The sequence below is a fragment of the Methylobacterium aerolatum genome (genome assembly GCF_022179085.1).
Lineage (GTDB): Bacteria > Pseudomonadota > Alphaproteobacteria > Rhizobiales > Beijerinckiaceae > Methylobacterium > Methylobacterium aerolatum.
The window spans coordinates 127480-147434 of sequence record NZ_BPQE01000020.1; the positions used below are offsets into that span (position 1 = coordinate 127480).

A 19955-nucleotide genomic window follows, 5' to 3' on the forward strand; every position below is an offset into this window, starting at 1 on the left:
GCAGCGCATGGCGCGCGATTCCGACGACACGACGCCGCTGACGACGCGCGCCGAACTGATCGACTGGTTCGCCGCCGGGGAGAAGCCGCGCGCGCGCTTCGCCATCGGGACGGAGCACGAGAAGATCCCCTTCTACACGGCCGACCGTCAGCCCGTGCCCTATGCCGGGGAGGCCGGGATCGGCGCCCTGCTGGTGGGGCTGGGGCGCGAGACGGGCTGGGAGCCGATCACCGACCGGGGCGAGGTCATCGGGCTGGCGGCGAGCGAGGGCGGGGCGATCTCCATCGAGCCCGGCGGCCAGTTCGAGCTGTCCGGGGCGGCCCTGCCGGACGTTCACGCGACGGCCGCCGAGCTGGCGACCCACCTCGCGGCGGTGAAGCGCGTGGCGGAGCCGATGGGCATCGGCTTCCTCACCCTCGGCATGAGCCCGAAGTGGCGGCGGGAGGAAACCCCCGTCATGCCCAAGAGCCGCTATCGCATCATGGCCGGCTACATGCCGAAGGTCGGCAGCCTTGGACTCGACATGATGCTGCGGACGGCCACCGTGCAGGTGAACCTCGATTTTTCCTCCGAGGACGACATGGCGCGCAAGATGCGCGCCTCCCTCGCCCTGCAACCCGTCGCCACAGCCCTCTTCGCCTTCTCGCCCTTCACCGACGGGCGGCCGAACGGCTTCCAGTCCCGCCGCTCGGAGATCTGGCGCGACACGGATGCCGACCGCACCGGGATGCTCCCCTTCGCCTTCGAGTCCGGCTTCGGTTACGAGGCCTATGCCGACTGGCTGCTCGACATGCCGATGTACTTCGTCAAGCGCGGGGACACCTATCACGACGTGTCCGGCGCCTCCTTCCGCGACCTGATGGAGGGGCGGCTGGCGCAGCTGCCCGGCGAGCGCGCCACGGTGTCGGATTGGGCGAACCACGCCTCCACCGCCTTCCCCGAGGTGCGCCTGAAGCGTTTCCTGGAAATGCGGGGCGCGGATGTCGGCGGCCCGGACATGATCGCGGCACAGTCGGCCTTCTGGACCGGCCTCCTCTACGACGACGGCGCGCTGGATGCCGCCCTCGACCTCGTGAAGGGCTGGACGGCGGCCCAGCGCGAAGCCGCCCGGGCCACCGCCCCGCGCCTCGGTCTCGCGACGCCCGTGGCCAAGCGGACGCTCGGCGAAGTCGCGGCGGAAGCCCTGGCCATCGCCCGCGCCGGCCTCAAGGCCCGCGGCCGACGGGATGCGGAGGGTTCGGACGAGACGCGGTACCTGCAGCCCCTCGAAATGATCGTCGCCTCCGGCCGCAACCGGGCGCAGGACCTCCTCGACGCCTACGAGCAGCGCTGGGACTCGACCGTCGATCCCGCCTTCGAGGAATGCGTGTTCTAGGGGCGTGGCCGATCGGGTTGAGCCATACCCGTCAAGGGATCCCCTGCCGCCGTTGCGAGCGCAGCGAAGCAACCCAGGGAACCGCGTCGTATTGCCAAGTTTCTCCGTCTGAGGCGGCGATCCCTCGGTAGTGATCGTGTTACCTTTCGCACGTCGCGATGGAACAGGATCCAGGGCTTTGCTGTTTCGACGTGCGGTTCCTGCTTAATCACTGGAGGATGTTCGCATGTCTCGCATCGCTACCCTCGCCGTCGGCACCGCGACGTCGCTCGCGCTGATCGCCGGCTCGCTGACCACCGCCCAGGCGGCGCCCCTGCCGGCCCGCTCCGCGGTGCAGCTCGCGGGTGACAACGCGATGGTCGATCACGTCCGTTACCGCGGTTACGGCTACGGCTACGGCTACCGTCGTGGCGGCGGCCGTGCGGCCGGCGCCCTGGCGGCCGGCGCCGCCCTCGGCCTGATCGGCGGCGCCATCGCCGCGAGCGCGGCCCCGCGCTACGGCTACTACGATTACGGCTACGCCCCGTCCTACGGCTATGGCTACGCCCCGTCCTACGGCTATGGCTACGCCCCGGCGTCGTCCTATGGCTACGGCTACGGCTACGCTCCGTCCTACTACGGCTACGGCTGGTAAGGCGCTGTTCTCCGGTCCGGCGCCGGCATGGCGCTGGCCCGGGGACGGGCTTGGTTCTAAAAGCTCCCCGTCTCCCATCCCGGAGGCGGGGAGTTTTCGTTCGTGGAGCCCATTCTGGAGCCCTGCCGGGATCCCGTGACCCTCGACCTCGCCGGCCTGAAATGCCCGCTGCCGGTCCTGAGGACCCGGAAAGCGCTGCGCGGCCTCGCACCCGGCACGGCGCTCGTCGTCGTCTGCACCGATCCCCTGGCGGCGATCGACATCCCGAATCTCGTTCGCGAGGAGGGCGCCCGCCTCGACGGCATGGAGCGGGAGCACGGCCTGTTGCGCTTCCGCATCACGACCATCGCGATGCCGCCGCATTCCTGACCGATCCGCGGGGCCTCACATCGGGGTGATCGGCGGGGGCGGCATGGCGGCACGAATCGGTGGAGTGCGCATCGCCCACGAGGGCTGGGCGCGGTTCCTCGTCGCCGAGGTGATCCAGGCCGACGGCACGCGCATCAGCCGCGAGGTCGAGGACCATGGGCGCGCGGTGGCCGTGTTGCCCTACGATCCGGAGCGCCGGATGGCGACGCTGGTGTCGCAGTTGCGCGCGCCCCTGCTCTTCGCGGGCGGGCCGCCGAGCATCCTCGAAATCCCCGCCGGCCTCTTGGAGGACGAGCCGCCCGAGGAAGGGGCCCGGCGCGAGGCATCCGAGGAGACGGGCCTGCGCCTCTCCACCCTCGAGCCCGTGACGAGCGCGTGGTCGATGCCGGGAATTTCCACGGAGCGCATGGACCTGTTCCTCGCGGCCTACACCGAGGCCGACCGGGTCGGCGCCGGGGGCGGTCTCGCGGGCGAGGGCGAGACCGTGAGCGTCCATGAGGTCCCCCTGTCGGAACTCGCGGCGATGATCGAGCGGGGAGCGCTGGCCGATATGAAAACGCTGGTCTGCGTCTTCGCCCTGCAATTGCGCCGCCCCGAATTGTTCTCGAAGCCCTGACGGCGAAAGCCCCGCGGCGCATTGGCGCCGCGGGGCTCGTGGTCCTCCGGCGAGGAGCCTGTCTCAGGCGTCCGCGGCGCGCAGGTTCGGGGTCACCGGCCCGGTCGGCCCGACGCTGCGGCGGCGGTCGGCGTCGGCGCCGAGCAGGTAGACGAGGCCCGCGCCCAGGCCGAGGCCGAGCAGGAAGGCCACCGGCAGGATTACCTTCGGCGAGGGCGGGAAGGTCCGTTGCAGGGCCGGCGTCGCCGTCGAGATCACCCGGACGTTGGTGGTGTTCAGCCGCTCCTGTTCGCTGGCCTCGCGGGCTCGGCGCAGGTACGCCTCGTACACGCCCTTGCGGGCATCGAGGGTCCGCTCCAGCTCGCGCAGGCCGACATAGGCCCGGTCGCTCGCCGTGGTCTCGGTCTTCACCGAATCGAGGCTCGCGCGAATCGCTGTCTCGCTCGAGGCGGCACGGTCGGCGTCCTTCTGCAGCGTGTCGATAATCCGCTCCTTCTCCTTCTGGATCATCCGCTCGAGGTCGCGCTGCTGGGCGTATTGCTCAGCCATGGCCGGGTGACGGGTGCCGAGGCGGGTCGCCAGCTCGGCGGTGTTGCGCGAGAGGGTGGCGTATTGCTGCCGCAGCGCCTGCATCTCCAGGGATTGCAGCATCTCGGGCAGGGCCGTGCTCGGGTCGGTGGAGCGCATCTTGCGGGCCTGCTCCAGCCGGGAGCGCGCTTCCGCCGCCTTGATCGAGGCGCTGACGAGCTGCTGGTTCAGGTCACCGAGCTGCTGGTCGGTGAGGAGACGCCCGCTCGACGCGACGAGGCGGTGATCCTCGCGGTAGCGCACGACCTGGCCCTCGGCCTCCTCGACATCCTTCTTCAGGCTTGCGAGGCGGCCGGCGAGGGCGTCGGAGGCGCGCTTGGCGGAATCCATGCGGGCGGCGGTTTCCTCGGCGAGGTAGGCCGCGCTGATCGCGTTGGCGATGCGCGCCGACTTCGCCGGATCGCGCGACTGCACGGCTACGTCGATCACGAAGGTCCGCTCCGGCCGCCGGACCACGATGGTCCGCTGGAGGGAGTCGAGGGCTATGTTCATCGGGTCGCGGCTCGCCCGGGGCGGCACCATGCCGAGGGCGTTCTTGATGAACGCGACGAAGGGGAGGGTGGATTCGGGCCGGACGTATTCCGGATCCTGATCCAGCTGGAGCTTCTCCACCACCCGGCGCAGGACGTTGTCGGACTGGATGACCCGGACCTGACTCTCGGCGATCGAGACGCCGCTGTCCGCCTGCGGGGCGCGGGCGTTCACGTCGTTGTCGATCACCCGCAGGTCCGTGGGATCCACGAGGATCTGCACGTTCGAGGTGTAGCTCGGCGGGAGCAGCCCCAGGACGAAGATCGCCAGGGCGACCATCAGGAGGCCGCCCAGCACGATGGTGCCCGCACCGCGCCTCAGGCGGTGCAGCACCGCCCGGAGGTCGGTGCGGGGCGACACCTCCGGCAGCACCATCCGGACGGGCTCGCCGCTGATCCTAGTCGAGAAATCGAACATGCGCCTCGCTCCTGATTTCTCCATCCTTCCGCGTCCCTTCCCAGGACCGGACCCGCGGGGGCCGCCGTGGGACAGGACGATTGCCGGGACGGTTCAACCGTGACCTCTGTCTCATCCGGCCGGGGCCGGGTCTGCTCTCACGCCCGCCTGACGGGGCGGGCCGAATTCCGGTCGGGGCGGCCCTCCCTCGGCCGGGCGCCCCGGATGCGAGGATCAGGCGATCCTCAGCCTTCCGTCCGCGTAGGCGCTCGGGTCGCCGTCGAGGAAGGCGTGGAGGCGGTCCGCGTCGAGGGCGGCAAGACCGTTCCAGCGAAGGACGTTGGAGCGGCTCTTCTCCCCGGCGCCCGCGAAGGCGTCGGCGGTGACGAAGGCGGCGATGTGGGCGGCCGCGTCCTGCGCGTCGTCGGGCCGGATCAGCAGGCCGGAGGCGCCGAGTACCTCGCGGAAGACGGCGCTGTCCGGCGCCACCACGGGCAGGCCGCCATGCTGCACCTCCAGGAGCGGCAGGCCGAGACCTTCCGCCTTCGAGGTGGAGAGCAGGAGGTGGCAGCGCTCGGTCAGCTCCAGGAGCTGTGAGTCGTCGAGGTAGCCGTGGAGATGCAGGAAGGGCGGCGGCGCCTCGAGAAAGGCGTGCTGCCCCCAGCCGGCCCGGCCGACGAGGTGCAGCTCCGCCGGGATGCCGGCCCGGTTCAGCGCGTCCACGATGGCGAGGGAGGCCGGGTAGTTCTTGCGCGGCTCGATGGTGCCGACGGCGAGCAGCCGCAGCGGTTCGCCCGGCCGGTAGGCGCCCGGCCCCCGGCGCCGCGACAGGCCGAACACGTCGCGGACGCCGGGCCGCAGGAGCGTTACCGTGGCCTTCGGCGAGCAGTAGCGCCGCACGTCCTCGCCCGTGGTCCGGCTGTTGACGAAGAGATGGCGCCCCCATCGCATCGCCAGGGCGAAGGCAGGGCTCATGTAGGCGCGGCTGCGCAGGCTCAGGTCCTCGGGCCGGCTCAGCAAAAACGTGTCGTGGATGTAGAGAAGGCAGCGATCCGCCGCCACGGCGCAGAGCGGTCCCGGCGGGAAACCGGGGAACAGGAACAGGGCGTCCGGGTCCCGCAGGAGCGTCAGGGGCAGGCCGACCTGCTGGCGCAGGATCATCCCCGGCAGGGACCGGCTCGACACCCAGCGCACGTCGTGCGGCGCGAGGCGGTCGCCCGAGAACAGATCGAGGGTGACGCGCTCGATGCCGGTGACGCGACCGCGCAGATGCGTCCTGTCGATGTAGATCCGGCGGCGGCGGGGCGAGGCGGCGTTCATCGGGCCGCGCTCCCGCGCAGGGCGTCCGCGAGGTACAGGCACCGGCGCACGAAGAGCGGCATCCGGCGGCCCAACACCGCCTGCTTCGTCCGGCGCAGGCGCCGGACGACGGGGGAGGACGGTGCCTGCACCGTCCCCTCGGCCCCCGGCAGCCGCTCGGCGGCGAAGGGGAAGTGGCCGAGGAGATCGGGCGCGAAGCCCGGGCGGGCGGCGGTGTCGGGGAGGAGACCGCGCTCCCGCAGGACCGCATCCACCGACAGGGCCGCCGAGGCCGGGCTGAAGCGGCTCTCCAGGCTGATCCGGGCGAAGGCGCCGAGGCGCCCCCGCGCCGCGCCGTCCGCCACGAGGTCCCGCAGGGCGGCGGCGAGGGAGGCGGGATCGCAATCCACGAGGCGGCCGGACACCCCGTCGATGACCGAGGTCGTCAGTCCGGAGGTCCGGTAGGCGAGGGTGGGAACGCCGCAGAGCCCCGCCTCGATGGGCGTCTGGCCGAGGGTTTCGTGCCGGCTCGCCGTGACGTGCAGGTCGCAGGCGCCATACCACGCGCCAAGTTCCTCCTCGCTGCCGATCAGCCCCGGCGCATGGAGGTTCGCGATGCCGAACCGGCCGGGATCGTCGAGGCGGCCGATGGCGACGACGCCGACGCCCGGCCCGGCCACGGCCTGGAGGGCGTCGCGCAGGTCGGAGAAGCCCTTATCGGGTCCGTCGACGATCACGGACGAGACGAGGATGAGCACGTCGGCGCCCGGCAGGCCGAGGCGGCGGCGCAATGCCCCGCGATCGCCGGGGCGAAAAATCCCGGTGGGAAAGGCGAGGCTCACCGGGCGGGTCTCGGCGCCGGCCGGGGCCAGGGCCTCGCTGCGGCCCTGCGTCCAGGCGGAGTTCGCCAGGAGGATCGGACCGGAGGGCGCGGCGAGGACGTCGCGCTTGCGGGCGTGCATTCCGGCGATGCGCCGGGGGCTCAGCTGCGGATACTCGTCGGGGCCGGGGCAGGCGCTGTCGCAGCCGCGCTCGGCCTTCGTGCAGTCGCGGGGATGGCAGCAGCGGCCCGTCAGGGCGAAGAGGTCGTGCAGGACGAGGGCGGTCGGCCGCTTGGCGGCGATGCGCCCGACGGCGTCGAGGCTGCGCGTCGCCCCGTGGACGTTGCCGACGAGGACGAAGTCCGGGTCGGCGGCGTCGATCTCCGCCTCGGCCTGGGGGAAGCGGTCGGTCCATTCGGCCGCCATCGGCCGCTGGCCGAGGATGACGGGCGTGACCGCGTGGCCGGCCAGGGCGAGGGCGTCGGAGAGGCGGCGGTGGGCGACGCCTGCCCCGCCCACGGTGCCGGTGCCGGTGAGCGACACGATCGACAGGGCGTCGTTCCGGGTGGCCGGTCGCCCGCGCTTCAGGAGAACCGGCCGTCCGATCCGGCGCCGGGCGGACGCGGGAAGGGTGGCCCAGGTCTCCGCCGGATCGGGGAAGCGCCGCAGGGCGAAGCGGGCGAGGGCGTCCCGGCTCCACAGGACCTCGCCGCAGGGGCCCTCCGCCCCCGTCTCCGTGCCGGTGAGGGAGGGCACGTCGAGGCCGGTGACATGATCGGTGTAGAGGACGCGCAGGCCCGCCACGGCGGCGGCGCCGGAGAGGGCGAGTTCGAGGGCCAGCGCCACCAGGGCGCCCGGTGCGAGGAGGTCGCCCGCCGGCAGCAGCAGTACGGCATCGGTCGCGGCGTCCGCCAGGATCCCGGCGAGGGCATCGCGCTCCATGCCGGGCGCCACGATGTCGTGCCGATGCTCGGGATAGCCCTGGCGGGCGACCGAGGCGGCGGCGGGGGCGGCGTCGCCGCCGCCGGACACGGTCAGCACCCGGATCTGCGGCCACGGGCGCCCGTCCGGCAGGGTATCCGGCCGCGCAACCCCGGCTTCGGCCACGGCGAAGGGCCAGCCATCGATGCCGCAAGCCGACTTCACTGGGACGCCTGGTCCGGACAAGGGCGGGCCACCGTTCTCTGCCGCCATCTCTGCAAAGTATTAACTATAAACAGAGAAGGCGATGTTGTGCATCCCGCCTACATGGATCGACCTCCCGTCGGGTGCCACCAGTAGAACGAGTCTCGGGCTCATTCTATAATCAGCAGCGGTGAAGATATTCTTCTCCCCCTAATCGCAATTGCGGCTGCCGCCGTCGCCCCGAAGGCCGGGAATCATCCTGGCCGTGGATCGACCGGGCGGGGTCGCGGGTTGCGCCGGGGCGACCCCGACGGTCGCGGGACGGGCGCACGGATGCCATGGCGGTCTTCTTCACGGCGGATACGCATTTCGGCGATCCCCGCGCCCTGCGGTTCGATCACCGGCCCTTCCCCGATCTCGACGCCCACGACGAGGGGCTGATCGCCGCCTGGAACGCCACCGTCGCCGCGGACGACGAGGTGTGGCACCTCGGCGATTTCTGCCTCGGGCCGGGGCCGGACCGGATCGCGGAGCTCCTGGGCCGCCTGAACGGCGCCAAGCACCTGATCACCGGCAACAACGATGGAGAGGCGACGCGGGCGGCCGGGGGCTGGGCCTCCGTCCAAGCCTATGCGGAGATCGCGGTCGAGGGCCGGGCGCTCGTGCTCTGCCACTACGCCTTCCGGACCTGGAACGGGATCGGACGTGGGGCGCTCAACCTGCATGGGCATTCCCACGGCAAGCTCGCGCCGATGCCCAAGCAATACGACGTCGGCGTCGATGCCATGGGGTTCGCGCCCGTCGACTTGCCCGGCATCCTGGCATCCCGCCGCCGTCGTGCCGCCAGGGGACCGGTGTGAGGTGCCGGTCTGGGGCACCGGGCCGGGACGGCAGGAACCCATCCCGCAGCTTCGCCGTTAAGCCGGGTAGTGATAGGGCACGCGAAAGATCTTCGGAAGCATTCGCTGTTCTGCGTTAACGATCACCGATAGCAACGATGTTAGCCATGCGTTCCGTCTCCCTCGCTCTTGCCTCCTGCGTGATGGGTCTCGTCGCAGGAACAGTGGCGGTCACCGCCGCCTCGGCCCGCCCCGCCTGCATCGAGGCCCGGAAGAAGGTGGAGGAGGCGGAAGCCCTGCGTTTCCAGGCGCGGCAGGACATGCGCCTCGGGGATCGCGGCCGTGTCTGCGATACCCTCGATGAGATCGGCGACCGCTATAACGATGCCCGCGATGCCTTCGACGACTGTGGCGAGGGCGTCGTCGCCATCGATCTGCGGAGCGAATTGCGGCAGCTCCGCATCGCCAAGAAGATTAACCGTTGTGATTGATACGGTGTGACTCCGCACAGCGGAGCTTGGCCTTTCCCGAATAGTCCTTCACGCAGGCGACCGCGGTCGCCCCTGAGAGAGTTTGAGTCATGTCCGACGCCTCGTCGCCCGCCACCGCCGTCTCCGCCGCCAGCGGCGGCCCGTCCTTCGCCGCCGCCCTCTGCGGCTTTCTCAGCTCCATGGCGGCGGGTGCCGCCCTCATCCTGCTGATCGGCGCGCTCTGAAGTCGTCGCCCGTCACGCGGGCGCCGCCCGAGCCAGTCCCGGCGGCGCCGCATCGCGCGGGGCCGCCCCGGAGCGCCCCGGCGGTCTCGCTCAGGGCGAGACGGACCAGAATCGCTGCCTGTTGAACAGGATGGCTTCGGCGTTGCCCGCGGACTTCGGCAGGGCCTTGGGCGGCACGCAACGCGGCTCGACGGGCTGGGCCAGGGCGACCGAGATCGGCGCTGGCGGCGCGGACAGCCCGATGCGGGTCTGGATCTCCGGGTGACGCACCGCCGCGACCGTCAAGACGGCCGCCGTCATCCCACCCGCGATTGCTCCGAGAGCAAAGTTCCACATCCGTCTTCGACCCGCGGGATTCGCTTTGCGACCGTGGGGTCTTCCATGGCCAAACAAGTCGGCTGCAACAAGGCATTCCGAAGCCGGCCGCCTCGAATTCGGCCGGGCGCGACCGCGTGAGGTGCTGGTGGTACCCCCTTCGGCATGCCCTATAGGGGACATGACGGATATATATAGTTTCCAGCGGCAACTCCGGAGCAGAAAGTCGGAATTATTGCGCCGAAACCTCGCGATGGATGGAATCTATTCAGTTTCGGTCAACCGATGCGGCAAGTCACCGCGCGAACTAACGCGACCTTAACCGCAGGCTGTTTGAAGTGCGACGCGCCGACACCGGCTTCGGCGTGCCACTTTCTCGGGAATCGCGATGAGCTACGCTGCCAGCGCCTATGCCAAGACCTCGCGCAGCGTGATGACCCCGCGGGAAGCGGAATCGGCGGTTCTGATCAAGGCGGCGCAGCGGCTGCAGATGCTCCGCGACGACTGGGCAAACCGCACGGGCGACCTGGGCCCGGCCTTGAACTTCAACCAGAAGGTCTGGACGATCCTGGCGTCGGCGGTGGTGGAAGAGGGCAATCCCCTCCCGGCGGATGTGAAGCAGGGCTTCACCCGCCTCGCCGCCTTCGTGTTCCGGCACATGATCGAGACTCTGGCCGAGCCCGCCCCTGAGAAGCTCGACGCGCTGATCTCCATCAACAACCACGTCGCCGCTGGCCTCGCCGGACGCTGACCGGCCCCCGGACCCGCCCTCGCGGCGCCTGACGCGCTTATCCGCCCGTCATCGGCGGGAAGAAGGCGATTTCCCCGGCGCCGGCGATCGGCGTGTCCGGCTTGGCGTGGACGCGGTCGATGGCGGCGCGGACGATGCCCTCGTTCTCAAAGGCGTAGGCGTATTCCTCGCCCCGGCCCCGCAGCCAGACGAGGAGGTCCGCCACGGTGCGCACCTCCGGTGGCGGATCGAGGGTTTCCTCGGGTCGGCCGATCCGTTCGCGGACCCAGGCGAAATACACGAGCTTCATGATCTACCGCGGGTCGTCCATGACATGGCGGATGCCCGCCCTCATGTAGTCGTAGCCGGTCCACATCGTCAGGGCGGCGGCGAGCCACAGGAGGCCGAGGCCGATCACCTGCGTCCCCGGCAGGATTGTCTCGCCCGCCGGCCCGGCCACGAGGAAGCCCAGCGCCACGAGCTGCACGGTGGTCTTCCACTTGGCGATCCGGCTCACCGGCACGCCGACCTTCAACTCGGCGAGGTATTCCCGCAGCCCCGAGACCAGCACCTCCCGGCACAGGATGACCACGGCGGCCCAGATCGTCGGACCGCTGATCGTATGGTCGGCGGAGAGCATGAGCAGGCAGGCGGCGACGAGGAGCTTGTCCGCGATCGGATCGAGCATCCGGCCGAGCGCCGAACTCTGGTGGTAGGCCCGCGCCACGTACCCGTCGAGATAATCGGTCACGGCCGCCAGGACGAAAACGCCGAAGGCGGCCGAGCGCGCGGTGAGGGAGTCCGGCCAGAAGAGCAGCGCGACCATCACCGGCACCGCCACGAGCCGCCCGTAGGTCAGGCAGTTCGCGAGGTTCCATGCCGGTGAGCGTCGCCGGGGGAGAACGGCGGTCATCGGGGGCGTGAAATCAGAGCGTGGCGATCCCGTCAACGGCCCGGCTCCACTCGTGAACACCCCCCGGCTCAGGGGCCTGCGTGAAAGAAGTCGTAGACGGCCCTGGCCGTCGCGGCGTTGACGCCGGGCGTGCGGGCCAGATCCTCGTAGGCCGCGCGCTCGATCGCCTTCACCGTTCCGAAATGGTGGAGCAGCGCGCGTTTCCGAGAGGGTCCGATGCCCGCGATCTCGTCAAGCGGGTTCTTCGTCATCTCACGCTTGCGCTTGGCCCGGTGGGTGCCGATGGCGAAGCGGTGCGCCTCGTCGCGCAGGCGCTGCACGAAATAGAGCGTCGGGTCGCGGGGCGGCAGCTTGAACGGCGGCTTGCCGGGGATGAAGAACGTCTCGCGCCCGGCATCGCGGTCACGCCCCTTGGCGATCCCGACCAGCGGCACGTCCGCGATGCCGATGGCGGCGATGGCCGCGCGGGCGGCCTCGAGCTGGCCCTTGCCGCCGTCGATCAGCACGAGGTCGGGCCAAGCGGGGAAGGCGTCGCCGTCCTCGTCGGCGGGCGGGGGCGGTGGAGCCTCACCCGGCAACCCTTCGGCCGCGGCGATCGCCGCCTCGGGGGCGTTGCGCGGCGCTTCCTTGACCAGGCGCTTGAAGCGCCGTTGCAGCACCTCGCGCATCATCCCGAAGTCGTCGCCCGGCGTCAGCTCCTCCGACTTGATGTTGAAGGTTCGGTAGTACTGCTTCATGAAGCCGGTCGGCCCGGCGACGATCATCCCGCCGACGGCGTTCGTGCCCATGATGTGCGAGTTGTCGTAGACCTCGACGCGCTTCGGCGGCTTCGCCAGCCCCAGCGCTTGGCCGAGGGCGGTGAGCAGCTTGCCCTGCGACGCCGTGTCGGCGAGGCGCCGGGCGAGGGCCTCCTTCGCGTTGCGCTGGGCATAGTCCACGAGGTTCTTGCGCTCGCCGCGCATCGGCCGGTGGATCTCCACCCGGTACTCGACCCGGCTCGACAGGGCGGCGCCCACGAGTTCGGCGTCCTCCACCGCGTGGCTCGTGAGCACGACGCGGGGCGCGGGCTTGTCGTCGTAGAACTGACCGATGAAGGAACCCAGCACCTCGTCGGCGGTCATCGTCCGGTCGGCCTTGGGGAAGTAGGCCCGGTTGCCCCAGTTCTGGAAATTGCGGAAGAAAAAGACCTCGATGCAGAACTGCCCCGCCTGCTCGTCGAGGGCGAACACGTCCGCCTCCTCTACCCCTTGGGTGTTCACGCCCTGGACGCCCTGGATCGCCGACAGGGCGGCGATGCGGTCGCGGAACCGGGCGGCACGCTCGAATTCCAGCGCCTCGGAGGCCTCCTGCATCTCCGCGCGCATCCGGTCCTTCACCGCGTTCGATTTGCCCGCCAGGAAGGCGCGGGCGGAATCGGCCATGGCGGCATAGTCCTCGGACGCGATCTCCCCCGTGCACGGGCCGGAGCAGCGCTTGATCTGAAACAGCAGGCAGGGCCGCGTCCGATTCTCGTAGTAGCTGTCGGTGCAGGTCCGCAGGAGGAAGGCCCGTTGGAGGGCGTTGACGGTGCGGTTCACCGCCCAGACGCTGGCGAAGGGGCCGTAATAGTTTCCCTTCCGCCGCCGCGCGCCGCGATGCTTGACGATCTGCGGCGCGGGGCCGTCATCGGTGACGAGGATGTAGGGGAAGGACTTGTCGTCCCGCATCAGCACGTTGAAGCGCGGCTTCAGCTGCTTGATCAGGTTGGCTTCCAGCAGCAGCGCCTCGGTCTCGGTGGCGGTGGTGACGAACTCCATCGCCGCCGTCTGCGAGATCATCCGCGCGATGCGGTTCGAATGGGCTTGGCCCCGGGCGTAGGAGCCGACGCGCGCCTTCAGGTTCTTGGCCTTGCCGACGTAGAGCACGTCGCCGCGCCCATCGAACATCCGGTAGACGCCGGGGGAGGGGGGCAGGGTCGTCCAGAACCGGCGGATGACCTCGGTGCCCGCCAGGACCGCGCCCGGCTCGAGGTCGAAGTCGATCTCCGCCGCGAGGTCGCTCGCCAGCGCGACCTCCGCGTCGGCGGGATCCTCGACGTCGGCGTCACGGCCGTCGTCGAAGGTGTCCGGGGGCAAATCGTTCAGGGCTCGGCGGCTCATGCCGCAGATGTAGGCGCTTTCCCGGCGGATCGCACCGCGAAAGGCCGTCGCGACACGCGGAAGGACGCGATTCTCGCGCGCCCGCCGCCACGCTCGCCCCGGCGGCGAGGCCGCCTCACGCGATCCGCTATGCGTCGTCGAGGAGCGGCCGGCGCGGCTCGGGCGCCTCTTCCTCCTCGTCGTCCTCGACGGGGATGGCGTAGCGCTCGTTGAACCAGCGGCCGAGATCGACGTCGGCGCAGCGCTGCGAGCAGAACGGCGTGAATGCCGCCTCCGCCGGCTTCCGGCAGATCGGACAGCGCGCGGCCGTCACTTCGCCTCGCCCCAGGCCCCCCGGACGGGATAGCCGTCGCCGTCCAGCAGGCTCACCGTCTCGTAGAGCGGCAGGCCGACCACGGCGCTGTAGGAGCCCACGAGCTTCACCACGAAGGAGCCGGCGATGCCCTGGATGGCGTAGCCCCCCGCCTTGCCGCGCCACTCGCCGGAATCGAGGTAGCGCTGGATGTCCCGGCTCGACAGGCGCTTGAAGCGCAGCCGCGTCTCGACCACGCGCTCCCGGCGCCCTTTGGGCGAGAGCAGGCAGACCGCGGTGTAGACCCGGTGCGGGCGCCCGGAGAGGAGCCGCAAGCAATCGGCGGCCTCGTCGGGCAACTCGGCCTTCGGCAGCACTCGCCGCCCCACGGCCACCACCGTGTCGGCGGCGAGCAGCCAGGTCGGCGTGGTGTCGCCCCCGCGCAGCGCGGCCTCGGCGGCGGCGAGCTTCGCCCGCGCGAGACGGCGGGCGAGGTCGCGCGGCGGCTCAGACTTGCGCGGCGTCTCGTCGATGTCGGCAGGCAGGAGCGCGTCGGGCTCGATCCCGACCTGTTGCAGCAGGGCGAGGCGCCGGGGCGAGGCCGAGGCGAGCACGAGGCGGGTCGCGGGCTGGCCCGAGCCAGCGTCCTTGCGAGCATCCCTGCCGGCCTCCGTGCCGGAACCCTGGCTGGCGAGATCGGAAGAGGCGTCCATGGTGCTCCGGTGCGGGCCGGTGGCGGCCGCCGCGCGGCTGGCGGACGGTTGCCCGCCGCTTGATAGGGGATGGGCGTCGTCTTGTGAACACCGCTGCGGCGGGGCGGCCCGGGGCGGGCCGGCGCGGCTTACGGGAGTCGTCCGTCGCCGTCGTTCCGCCTCCTTCCAAATCGTTAACCGTGCGTTAACCATGCTGACGGAATTTCGTATCGTCCAACTGGGCTATCTCCGATGCCGAATACTGACCCTTGCAACCCCAGGCCGCATCTTCTTAGCCAGAACAGCTTAGTGGATGTGCTGAAAGAGCTGAAGCCCGCCGCCAATTCGACCCACGACATGTGGCGGCTGCTCACCGAACGGTTCGTGGTCGATCTCGATGCCGTCGCGAAGGTGCTGCCCGCCGAGGAACCCGAGACGGTGTGGCTCTCCGCCCGCGCCTGATCGCGGCCGGACTTCATCGCGGCCGGACTTCGCGTCCCGCTGCGCCGTGACGCGCACCGCCGAGACGGAAGCGCATTTCTCCCGCGCTGAATCTTGAATACACTCCGCGCAGGGCCGGGTTCAGGCCGCAAGGGGGGATGGGCGTGGCGGCAGGCACGGCGAAGACAGCCGAGAGCGCCCGCGCGGCGGCGCGGAACGATGCGGGCCTCGCCCGGAAGCTCGCCGAACGCCTCCAGGGTGAAGCGAGGTTCGATGCCTTCACCCGCGGCCGCTACGCCACCGACGCCTCGATCTACCAGATCATGCCCGCCGGGGTGGTGCTTCCGCGCTCGGCCGAGGACATCGCCGCGACCCTGACGGTCGCCGCCGACCACGGCGTCCCGGTGGTGATGCGCGGTGGCGGCACCTCGCAGAACGGCCAGCCGATCGGCGCCGGCCTCGTCGTGGACTGCTCCCGCCACTTCAACCGCGTGCTCGACTACGATGCGCAGGCCGGCACGGTGACGGTCGAGCCCGGCCTCGTGCTGGAGCGGCTGAACAGCCGGATCAAGGCCGATGGCTGGTTCTTCCCCGTCGAGCCCTCGACGGCGACCCGCTGCACCATCGGCGGGATGGCCGGCAACAATTCCTGCGGCGCCCGCTCGCTCCGCTACGGCACGATGCGGGACAACGTGCTGGCGATTCACGCCCTGCTGCACGACGGCGAGCCCTTCGGATTCTCGCTCTCCGGCAACGACGTCACGGGCGTGACGGGCTCGGCGCGGGCGGAGGATCTCGCGGCGCGGATGATCCGCCTCGCCCACGGTCACCGGGACGAGATCGAGGCGCGCTACCCGAAGGTGCAGCGCCGGGTCGGCGGATACAACCTCGACGCGCTGGTGGCCGACCGGCCGAACCTCGCCCACCTGCTGGTCGGCTCCGAGGGCACGCTTGCCGCGACCACGGCGGTGACGCTGAAACTCTCGCGCCTGCCCGCCCACCGGGTGATGGGCGTGTGCCACTTCCCCTCCTTCCGCGCCGCGATGGAGACGACCCGGCACATCGTCGCCCTCGATCCGGTGGCGGTGGAACTCGTGGACAACAACGTGCTGGTGCTGGGCGCCGACATCCCCCTGTTCCGCACGACGCTCGCCGACATCACCCGCGGCGCGCCGAACTGCCTGCTGCTCACCGAGTTCGCGGGGGACGACCTCGCCGCCCTGAAGCGCGACCTCAAGCGCCTCGACGCCTGCATGGCCGACCACGGCTTCCCCGACGCCGTGGTGGAGGTGGTGGAGCCCGCCCGGCAGAAGTCGGTGTGGGAGGTGCGGGAAGCCTGCCTCAACATCATGATGTCGATGAAGGGCGACGCGAAGCCGGTCTCGTTCATCGAGGATTGCGCCGTCCCCCTCGAGCATCTGGCCGACTACACCGACGCGGTGACGGAGGTCTTCTCCAAGCATGGCACCCGGGGCACGTGGTACGCCCACGCCTCGGTGGGGTGCCTGCATGTCCGCCCGATCCTCGACATGAAGCAGGGGGGCGACGTCGCCAAGATGCGCGCCATCGCCGAGGAAACCTCGGACCTCGTGCGCCGCTACAAGGGCTCCTATTCCGGCGAGCACGGCGACGGCATCTCGCGTTCGGAATTCGTGGAGCCGCTGTTCGGCGCCACCCTGACCCGCGCCTTCGAGACGGTGAAGGACGGGTTCGACCCGGAGAACCGCCTCAACCCCGGCAAGATCGTCCGCCCCCTGCGGATGGACGACCGCAGCCTGTTCCGCTTCAAGCCGGATTATGCCGTGACGGCGCCCGCTCAGACCGCCCTCGACTGGTCCGAGTGGGGCGGCTTCGGCGCGGCCGTGGAGATGTGCAACAACAACGGCACCTGCCGGAAACTCGCGGGCGGAGCGATGTGCCCCTCCTACCGGGTGACGGGCGAGGAGCAGCACCTCACGCGCGGCCGGGCGAACTCCCTGCGGCTCGCCATCTCCGGCCAGCTCGGCGCCGAGGCGCTGACCAGCCCGGAGATGAAGCGGACGATGGATCTCTGCGTGTCGTGCAAGGCCTGTCGCCGGGAATGCCCGACGGGCGTCGACATGGCCAAGATGAAGGTGGAGTTCCTGCACCATTACCATGCCCGCCACGGCCTGCCGCTGAAGGACCGGCTGATCGGGTCGATGCCGCACTATGCGGCAGTGGCGGCGCGCCTCGGTCCCCTCCTCAACCTGCGCGACAAGTTTCCCGTCCTGGCGGCGGCCTCGGAGCGGATCGCGGGCCTGTCCGCGCGCCGCAGCCTGCCCCGCTGGCGGCGTCCCTGGGCCGAGATCGGTGAGCCGGCCCACCCCTCCGACGTGACCGGCGATTTCCGCGACATCGTTCTGTTCGGCGACACCTTCAACCGCGCCTTCGAGCGCGAGAACCTGGAGGCGGCCGAGCGCGTGCTGGCTGCCGCGGGCTACCGGCTGCACCGGGTCTTCCCCGCGAAGGGCCGGCGGCCCCTGTGCTGCGGCCGGACGTGGCTGGCCTCGGGCCAGACCGACCGGGCGCGGGCCGAGGCGCGGCGGACCCTCGACGCGCTCCTGCCCTATGCCAGGGCGGGCGCGCGGATCGTCGGCCTGGAGCCCTCCTGCCTGTTGACCTTCCGCGACGAGTTCCTGGCGCTGCTTCCGGGCGAGGAGGCCGCGACCCTGGCGAAGCAGGCGGTGTTGATCGAGGAGTTGCTCGCCACCGACCTCGCCGCCGGGCGCATCGCCCTGCCGCTCTCCCACCAGGGAGGCCGCCGCGCCCATCTCCATGGGCACTGTCACCAGAAATCCTTCGGCGCGATGGGCGCCGTGGAGACCGTCCTGCGGGCCGTGCCGGGGCTCGACGTCCGGGTCATCGAGTCGAGCTGCTGCGGCATGGCGGGGGCCTTCGGCTACGGGGCCGAGACGGTCGATGTCTCTCTGGCCATGGCCGAATTGTCACTGTTCCCCGCCCTGCGCGAGGCCGGGTCCGACGACCTTGTGGTGGCCGATGGGACGAGTTGCCGGCACCAGATCCACGACGGTCTCGGGCGCGAGGCCGTGCATGTGGTGAGGGTCCTCGACGGAGCCTTGACGCCTCGACACTGAAAAGGTGTCCCCTTACACATGGCGGCTTCTGTAGATGACGATCTGCGATCCGACGCGTGTGTGCGCATGAACAAGATTGAGTCTGGCTTCGGCATCAACCGCCGGTACCTGCACGACGAGGTGGCCGACCGGATGCGCGCCTTGATCCAGTCCGGCGAGATGGAACCGAAGGAACGGATCAACGAGGGCGAGCTGACCGAGCGGTTCGGCATCTCGCGCACACCCCTGCGCGAGGCGATCAAGATCCTGGCGACGGAGGGCCTCCTGGAGCTCCTGCCGAACCGGGGCGCGCGGGTGGCGAGCATCAGCGAGTCCGAGCTGGAGGACGTGATCGAGGTGATCGCGGGCCTGGAGGCGACCGCAGGCGACCTCGCCTGCCGGACGGTCTCGGACGACGAGATCGACGGCATCCAGGCCGACCACGATGCGATGCTCGCGGCCTTCAAGGCGAACGACGAGGTGGGGTACTTCCGCCATAACCGCCTGATCCACGAGGCGATCATGGCTGCGGCCCGCAACGCGACCCTGGCCGGCATCTACCAGAGCCTGTCCGGCCGGGTGCAGCGCTCGCGCTACCGCGCCCACCAGACGCAGGAGCAGTGGCGGCGCGCCATGTCCGAGCACGAGGAGATGATCGTGCATCTGCGCGCGCGCAACGGCGCCGCCCTCGGTGCCCTGCTGCGCGAGCACATCCGCGGCAAGAAGGGGCCGATCGCGGCCAATTACGTCGATCACCGCGAGGCTTGACCGGCCGCTTTCCCTGCCGGTCCTCGCCGCCGCGACGATGCGGCGACGATCTTCGGGATTAACGTTGGCCCCTTGAACGTCACGCTGACGTAATGCTCCATCTCTCTGGATGCATTATGCAAAGCCGTTGACAAACTATACTGGCTTGCCTTTGGTGACGGCCAGCGCGGTATCGATCGAATACCGCACCGCAAAACAAAAACGTTGCTATTGTGCGACGCGGGAGAAAACGATGACGCCGACGCGACGGAGCTTCGTCACCGCGGCCGTGGCCGCACCCGCGCTCCTGCGGTTCGGCCTGCGCCCGGCGCAGGCGGCCACCACGCTGAAGCTGTCGCATCAGTTCCCCGGCGGCACGATCGAGGAGGGCGACTTCCGCGACCGGATGTGCCGGATGTTCGCCAAGCAGGTGACGGAGAAGACCAAGGGCGCCCTCGACGTCCAGGTGTATCCCGGCTCGTCGCTGATGAAGACGAACGCCCAGTTCGGCGCCATGCGCAAGGGCGCCCTCGACCTGTCGCTCTACCCCGCCCCCTATGCGGGCGGCGAGGTGCCGGAGATGAACATCGGGCTCATGCCCGCCCTCGTGACCTCCTACGAGCAGGCGATCGCCTGGAAGAACGCTCCGGTGGGCCGCAAGCTCACCGAGATCCTGTCCGCCAAGGGCATCGTGCTCGTCTCCTGGGTGTGGCAGGCTGGCGGCGTCGCCAGCCGCGAGCGTCCGCTCGTCGGGCCCGCCGACGCCAAGGGCATGAAGGTCCGGGGCGGCTCCCGCGAGATGGACATGATGATGAAGGAGGCGGGTGCCGCCACCCTCTCGATCCCTTCGAACGAGTCCTACGCCGCCATGCAGACGGGCGCCTGCGACGCGGTGATCACCTCGTCCACCAGCCTGATCTCCTTCCGCCTGGAGGAGCTGTCGAAGGCCCTCACCTCCGGTCGCCAGCACTCGTACTGGTTCATGCTGGAGCCGATCATGATGTCGAAGATCGTCTTCGACGGCCTGCCCAAGGATCAGCAGGACATCATCATGGCCACCGGCGCCGAGCTGGAGAGCTTCGGGCAGTCGGGCGCCAAGGCCGACGACACCCGCGTCGAGGAGCTGTTCGGCAAGGCCGGCGCCAAGGTCGATCAACTGGACGAGGCGACCCTCGGCAAGTGGCGCGACCTCGCCCGCGCCACCGCCTGGAAGGATTATTCCGGGAAGAACGCCTCCTGCGCCGAGCTTCTCAAGCTCGCCGAGCAGGTCGCCTGACGCCCGTC

At 70.4% G+C, this 19955-nt stretch carries 21 protein-coding genes; 12 read left to right on the plus strand and 9 right to left on the minus strand.

What is annotated here, in order from left to right; translation table 11 throughout:
- Positions 1 to 7: 7 nt before the first annotated feature.
- The 4 genes from MFF06_RS14040 to MFF06_RS14055 all read left to right on the plus strand — a co-directional run bounded on the left by MFF06_RS14040 (position 8) and on the right by MFF06_RS14055 (position 2994).
- Positions 8 to 1375, plus strand: coding sequence for a glutamate--cysteine ligase (locus MFF06_RS14040; RefSeq protein WP_238204853.1), 1368 nt, complete (start codon positions 8 to 10; stop codon positions 1373 to 1375).
- A gap of 226 nt (positions 1376 to 1601) precedes the next feature.
- Positions 1602 to 2009, plus strand: a complete 408-nt coding sequence (locus tag MFF06_RS14045) for a hypothetical protein (protein WP_238204855.1) — start codon at positions 1602 to 1604, stop codon at positions 2007 to 2009.
- A gap of 111 nt (positions 2010 to 2120) precedes the next feature.
- Positions 2121 to 2378 (plus strand): sulfurtransferase TusA family protein, encoded by a 258-nt coding sequence (locus MFF06_RS14050; protein ID WP_238205119.1) that lies wholly within the window; start codon positions 2121 to 2123, stop codon positions 2376 to 2378.
- Positions 2379 to 2421: 43 nt separating this feature from the next.
- The gene (locus tag MFF06_RS14055) at positions 2422 to 2994 is read left to right on the plus strand and encodes an NUDIX domain-containing protein (RefSeq protein ID WP_238204857.1); all 573 of its coding nucleotides are present in this window, start codon (positions 2422 to 2424) and stop codon (positions 2992 to 2994) included.
- 63 nt (positions 2995 to 3057) lie between these two features.
- Here the strand turns inward: MFF06_RS14055 and MFF06_RS14060 are convergent, their stop codons facing one another.
- The 3 genes from MFF06_RS14060 to MFF06_RS14070 all read right to left on the minus strand — a co-directional run bounded on the left by MFF06_RS14060 (position 3058) and on the right by MFF06_RS14070 (position 7775).
- On the minus strand, positions 3058 to 4530 hold the full coding sequence (locus MFF06_RS14060) for a GumC family protein (protein WP_238204859.1): 1473 nt from the start codon (positions 4528 to 4530) through the stop codon (positions 3058 to 3060).
- Between the two features lie 213 nt (positions 4531 to 4743).
- Positions 4744 to 5829: a glycosyltransferase gene (locus MFF06_RS14065; RefSeq protein ID WP_238204861.1), complete on the minus strand. Its 1086-nt coding sequence runs from the start codon at positions 5827 to 5829 to the stop codon at positions 4744 to 4746.
- On the minus strand, positions 5826 to 7775 hold the full coding sequence (locus MFF06_RS14070; protein WP_238204863.1) for a glycosyltransferase: 1950 nt from the start codon (positions 7773 to 7775) through the stop codon (positions 5826 to 5828). Before MFF06_RS14070 ends, MFF06_RS14065 begins: the two co-directional genes overlap by 4 nt.
- Before the next feature lie 317 nt (positions 7776 to 8092).
- Between MFF06_RS14070 and MFF06_RS14075 the strand changes: the two genes are divergently transcribed.
- The 3 genes from MFF06_RS14075 (at position 8093) to MFF06_RS22680 (ending at position 9308) form a co-directional block, all read left to right on the plus strand.
- Complete coding sequence (locus MFF06_RS14075; RefSeq protein ID WP_238204865.1) at positions 8093 to 8614, plus strand: metallophosphoesterase family protein; 522 nt, start codon at positions 8093 to 8095, stop codon at positions 8612 to 8614.
- Positions 8615 to 8796: 182 nt separating this feature from the next.
- Positions 8797 to 9084: a hypothetical protein gene (locus tag MFF06_RS14080; protein ID WP_370876518.1), complete on the plus strand. Its 288-nt coding sequence runs from the start codon at positions 8797 to 8799 to the stop codon at positions 9082 to 9084.
- Positions 9085 to 9173: 89 nt separating this feature from the next.
- The gene (locus MFF06_RS22680) at positions 9174 to 9308 is read left to right on the plus strand and encodes a hypothetical protein (protein ID WP_283207275.1); all 135 of its coding nucleotides are present in this window, start codon (positions 9174 to 9176) and stop codon (positions 9306 to 9308) included.
- A 90-nt stretch (positions 9309 to 9398) separates the two neighbouring features.
- Here MFF06_RS22680 and MFF06_RS14085 read toward each other — a convergent pair whose 3' ends face one another.
- The gene (locus tag MFF06_RS14085; protein WP_238204869.1) at positions 9399 to 9608 is read right to left on the minus strand and encodes a hypothetical protein; all 210 of its coding nucleotides are present in this window, start codon (positions 9606 to 9608) and stop codon (positions 9399 to 9401) included.
- 403 nt (positions 9609 to 10011) lie between these two features.
- Here MFF06_RS14085 and flaF point away from each other — a divergent pair, with 403 nt between their 5' ends.
- A complete protein-coding gene (flaF, locus tag MFF06_RS14090; protein WP_238204871.1) occupies positions 10012 to 10374 on the plus strand; it encodes a flagellar biosynthesis regulator FlaF in 363 nt (120 codons plus the stop codon).
- A 37-nt stretch (positions 10375 to 10411) separates the two neighbouring features.
- Here the strand turns inward: flaF and moaD are convergent, their stop codons facing one another.
- From moaD to MFF06_RS14115, 5 genes are all read right to left on the minus strand, one after another.
- Entirely contained in the window at positions 10412 to 10663 is a 252-nt protein-coding gene (gene moaD / locus MFF06_RS14095; protein WP_238204873.1) for a molybdopterin converting factor subunit 1, read from the minus strand.
- Positions 10664 to 10666: 3 nt separating this feature from the next.
- A complete protein-coding gene (gene pgsA, locus MFF06_RS14100; RefSeq protein ID WP_238204875.1) occupies positions 10667 to 11266 on the minus strand; it encodes a CDP-diacylglycerol--glycerol-3-phosphate 3-phosphatidyltransferase in 600 nt (199 codons plus the stop codon).
- Between the two features lie 68 nt (positions 11267 to 11334).
- Complete coding sequence (gene uvrC / locus MFF06_RS14105; protein ID WP_238204877.1) at positions 11335 to 13404, minus strand: excinuclease ABC subunit UvrC; 2070 nt, start codon at positions 13402 to 13404, stop codon at positions 11335 to 11337.
- A gap of 127 nt (positions 13405 to 13531) precedes the next feature.
- Positions 13532 to 13717: a DNA gyrase inhibitor YacG gene (locus MFF06_RS14110; RefSeq protein WP_238204879.1), complete on the minus strand. Its 186-nt coding sequence runs from the start codon at positions 13715 to 13717 to the stop codon at positions 13532 to 13534.
- Complete coding sequence (locus MFF06_RS14115; protein ID WP_238204881.1) at positions 13714 to 14409, minus strand: Maf-like protein; 696 nt, start codon at positions 14407 to 14409, stop codon at positions 13714 to 13716. The genes MFF06_RS14110 and MFF06_RS14115 overlap by 4 nt, the downstream gene beginning before the upstream one ends.
- A 288-nt stretch (positions 14410 to 14697) precedes the next feature.
- Here MFF06_RS14115 and MFF06_RS14120 point away from each other — a divergent pair, with 288 nt between their 5' ends.
- From MFF06_RS14120 to dctP, 4 genes are all read left to right on the plus strand, one after another.
- On the plus strand, positions 14698 to 14850 hold the full coding sequence (locus MFF06_RS14120; RefSeq protein WP_238204883.1) for a hypothetical protein: 153 nt from the start codon (positions 14698 to 14700) through the stop codon (positions 14848 to 14850).
- A 137-nt stretch (positions 14851 to 14987) separates the two neighbouring features.
- Positions 14988 to 17945 (plus strand): FAD-binding and (Fe-S)-binding domain-containing protein, encoded by a 2958-nt coding sequence (locus MFF06_RS14125; protein ID WP_238204885.1) that lies wholly within the window; start codon positions 14988 to 14990, stop codon positions 17943 to 17945.
- Positions 17946 to 18011: 66 nt separating this feature from the next.
- Positions 18012 to 18692 (plus strand): GntR family transcriptional regulator, encoded by a 681-nt coding sequence (locus MFF06_RS14130; RefSeq protein WP_238204887.1) that lies wholly within the window; start codon positions 18012 to 18014, stop codon positions 18690 to 18692.
- A 232-nt stretch (positions 18693 to 18924) separates the two neighbouring features.
- Positions 18925 to 19947 (plus strand): TRAP transporter substrate-binding protein DctP, encoded by a 1023-nt coding sequence (gene dctP / locus MFF06_RS14135; RefSeq protein ID WP_238204889.1) that lies wholly within the window; start codon positions 18925 to 18927, stop codon positions 19945 to 19947.
- Positions 19948 to 19955 lie beyond the last annotated feature (8 nt).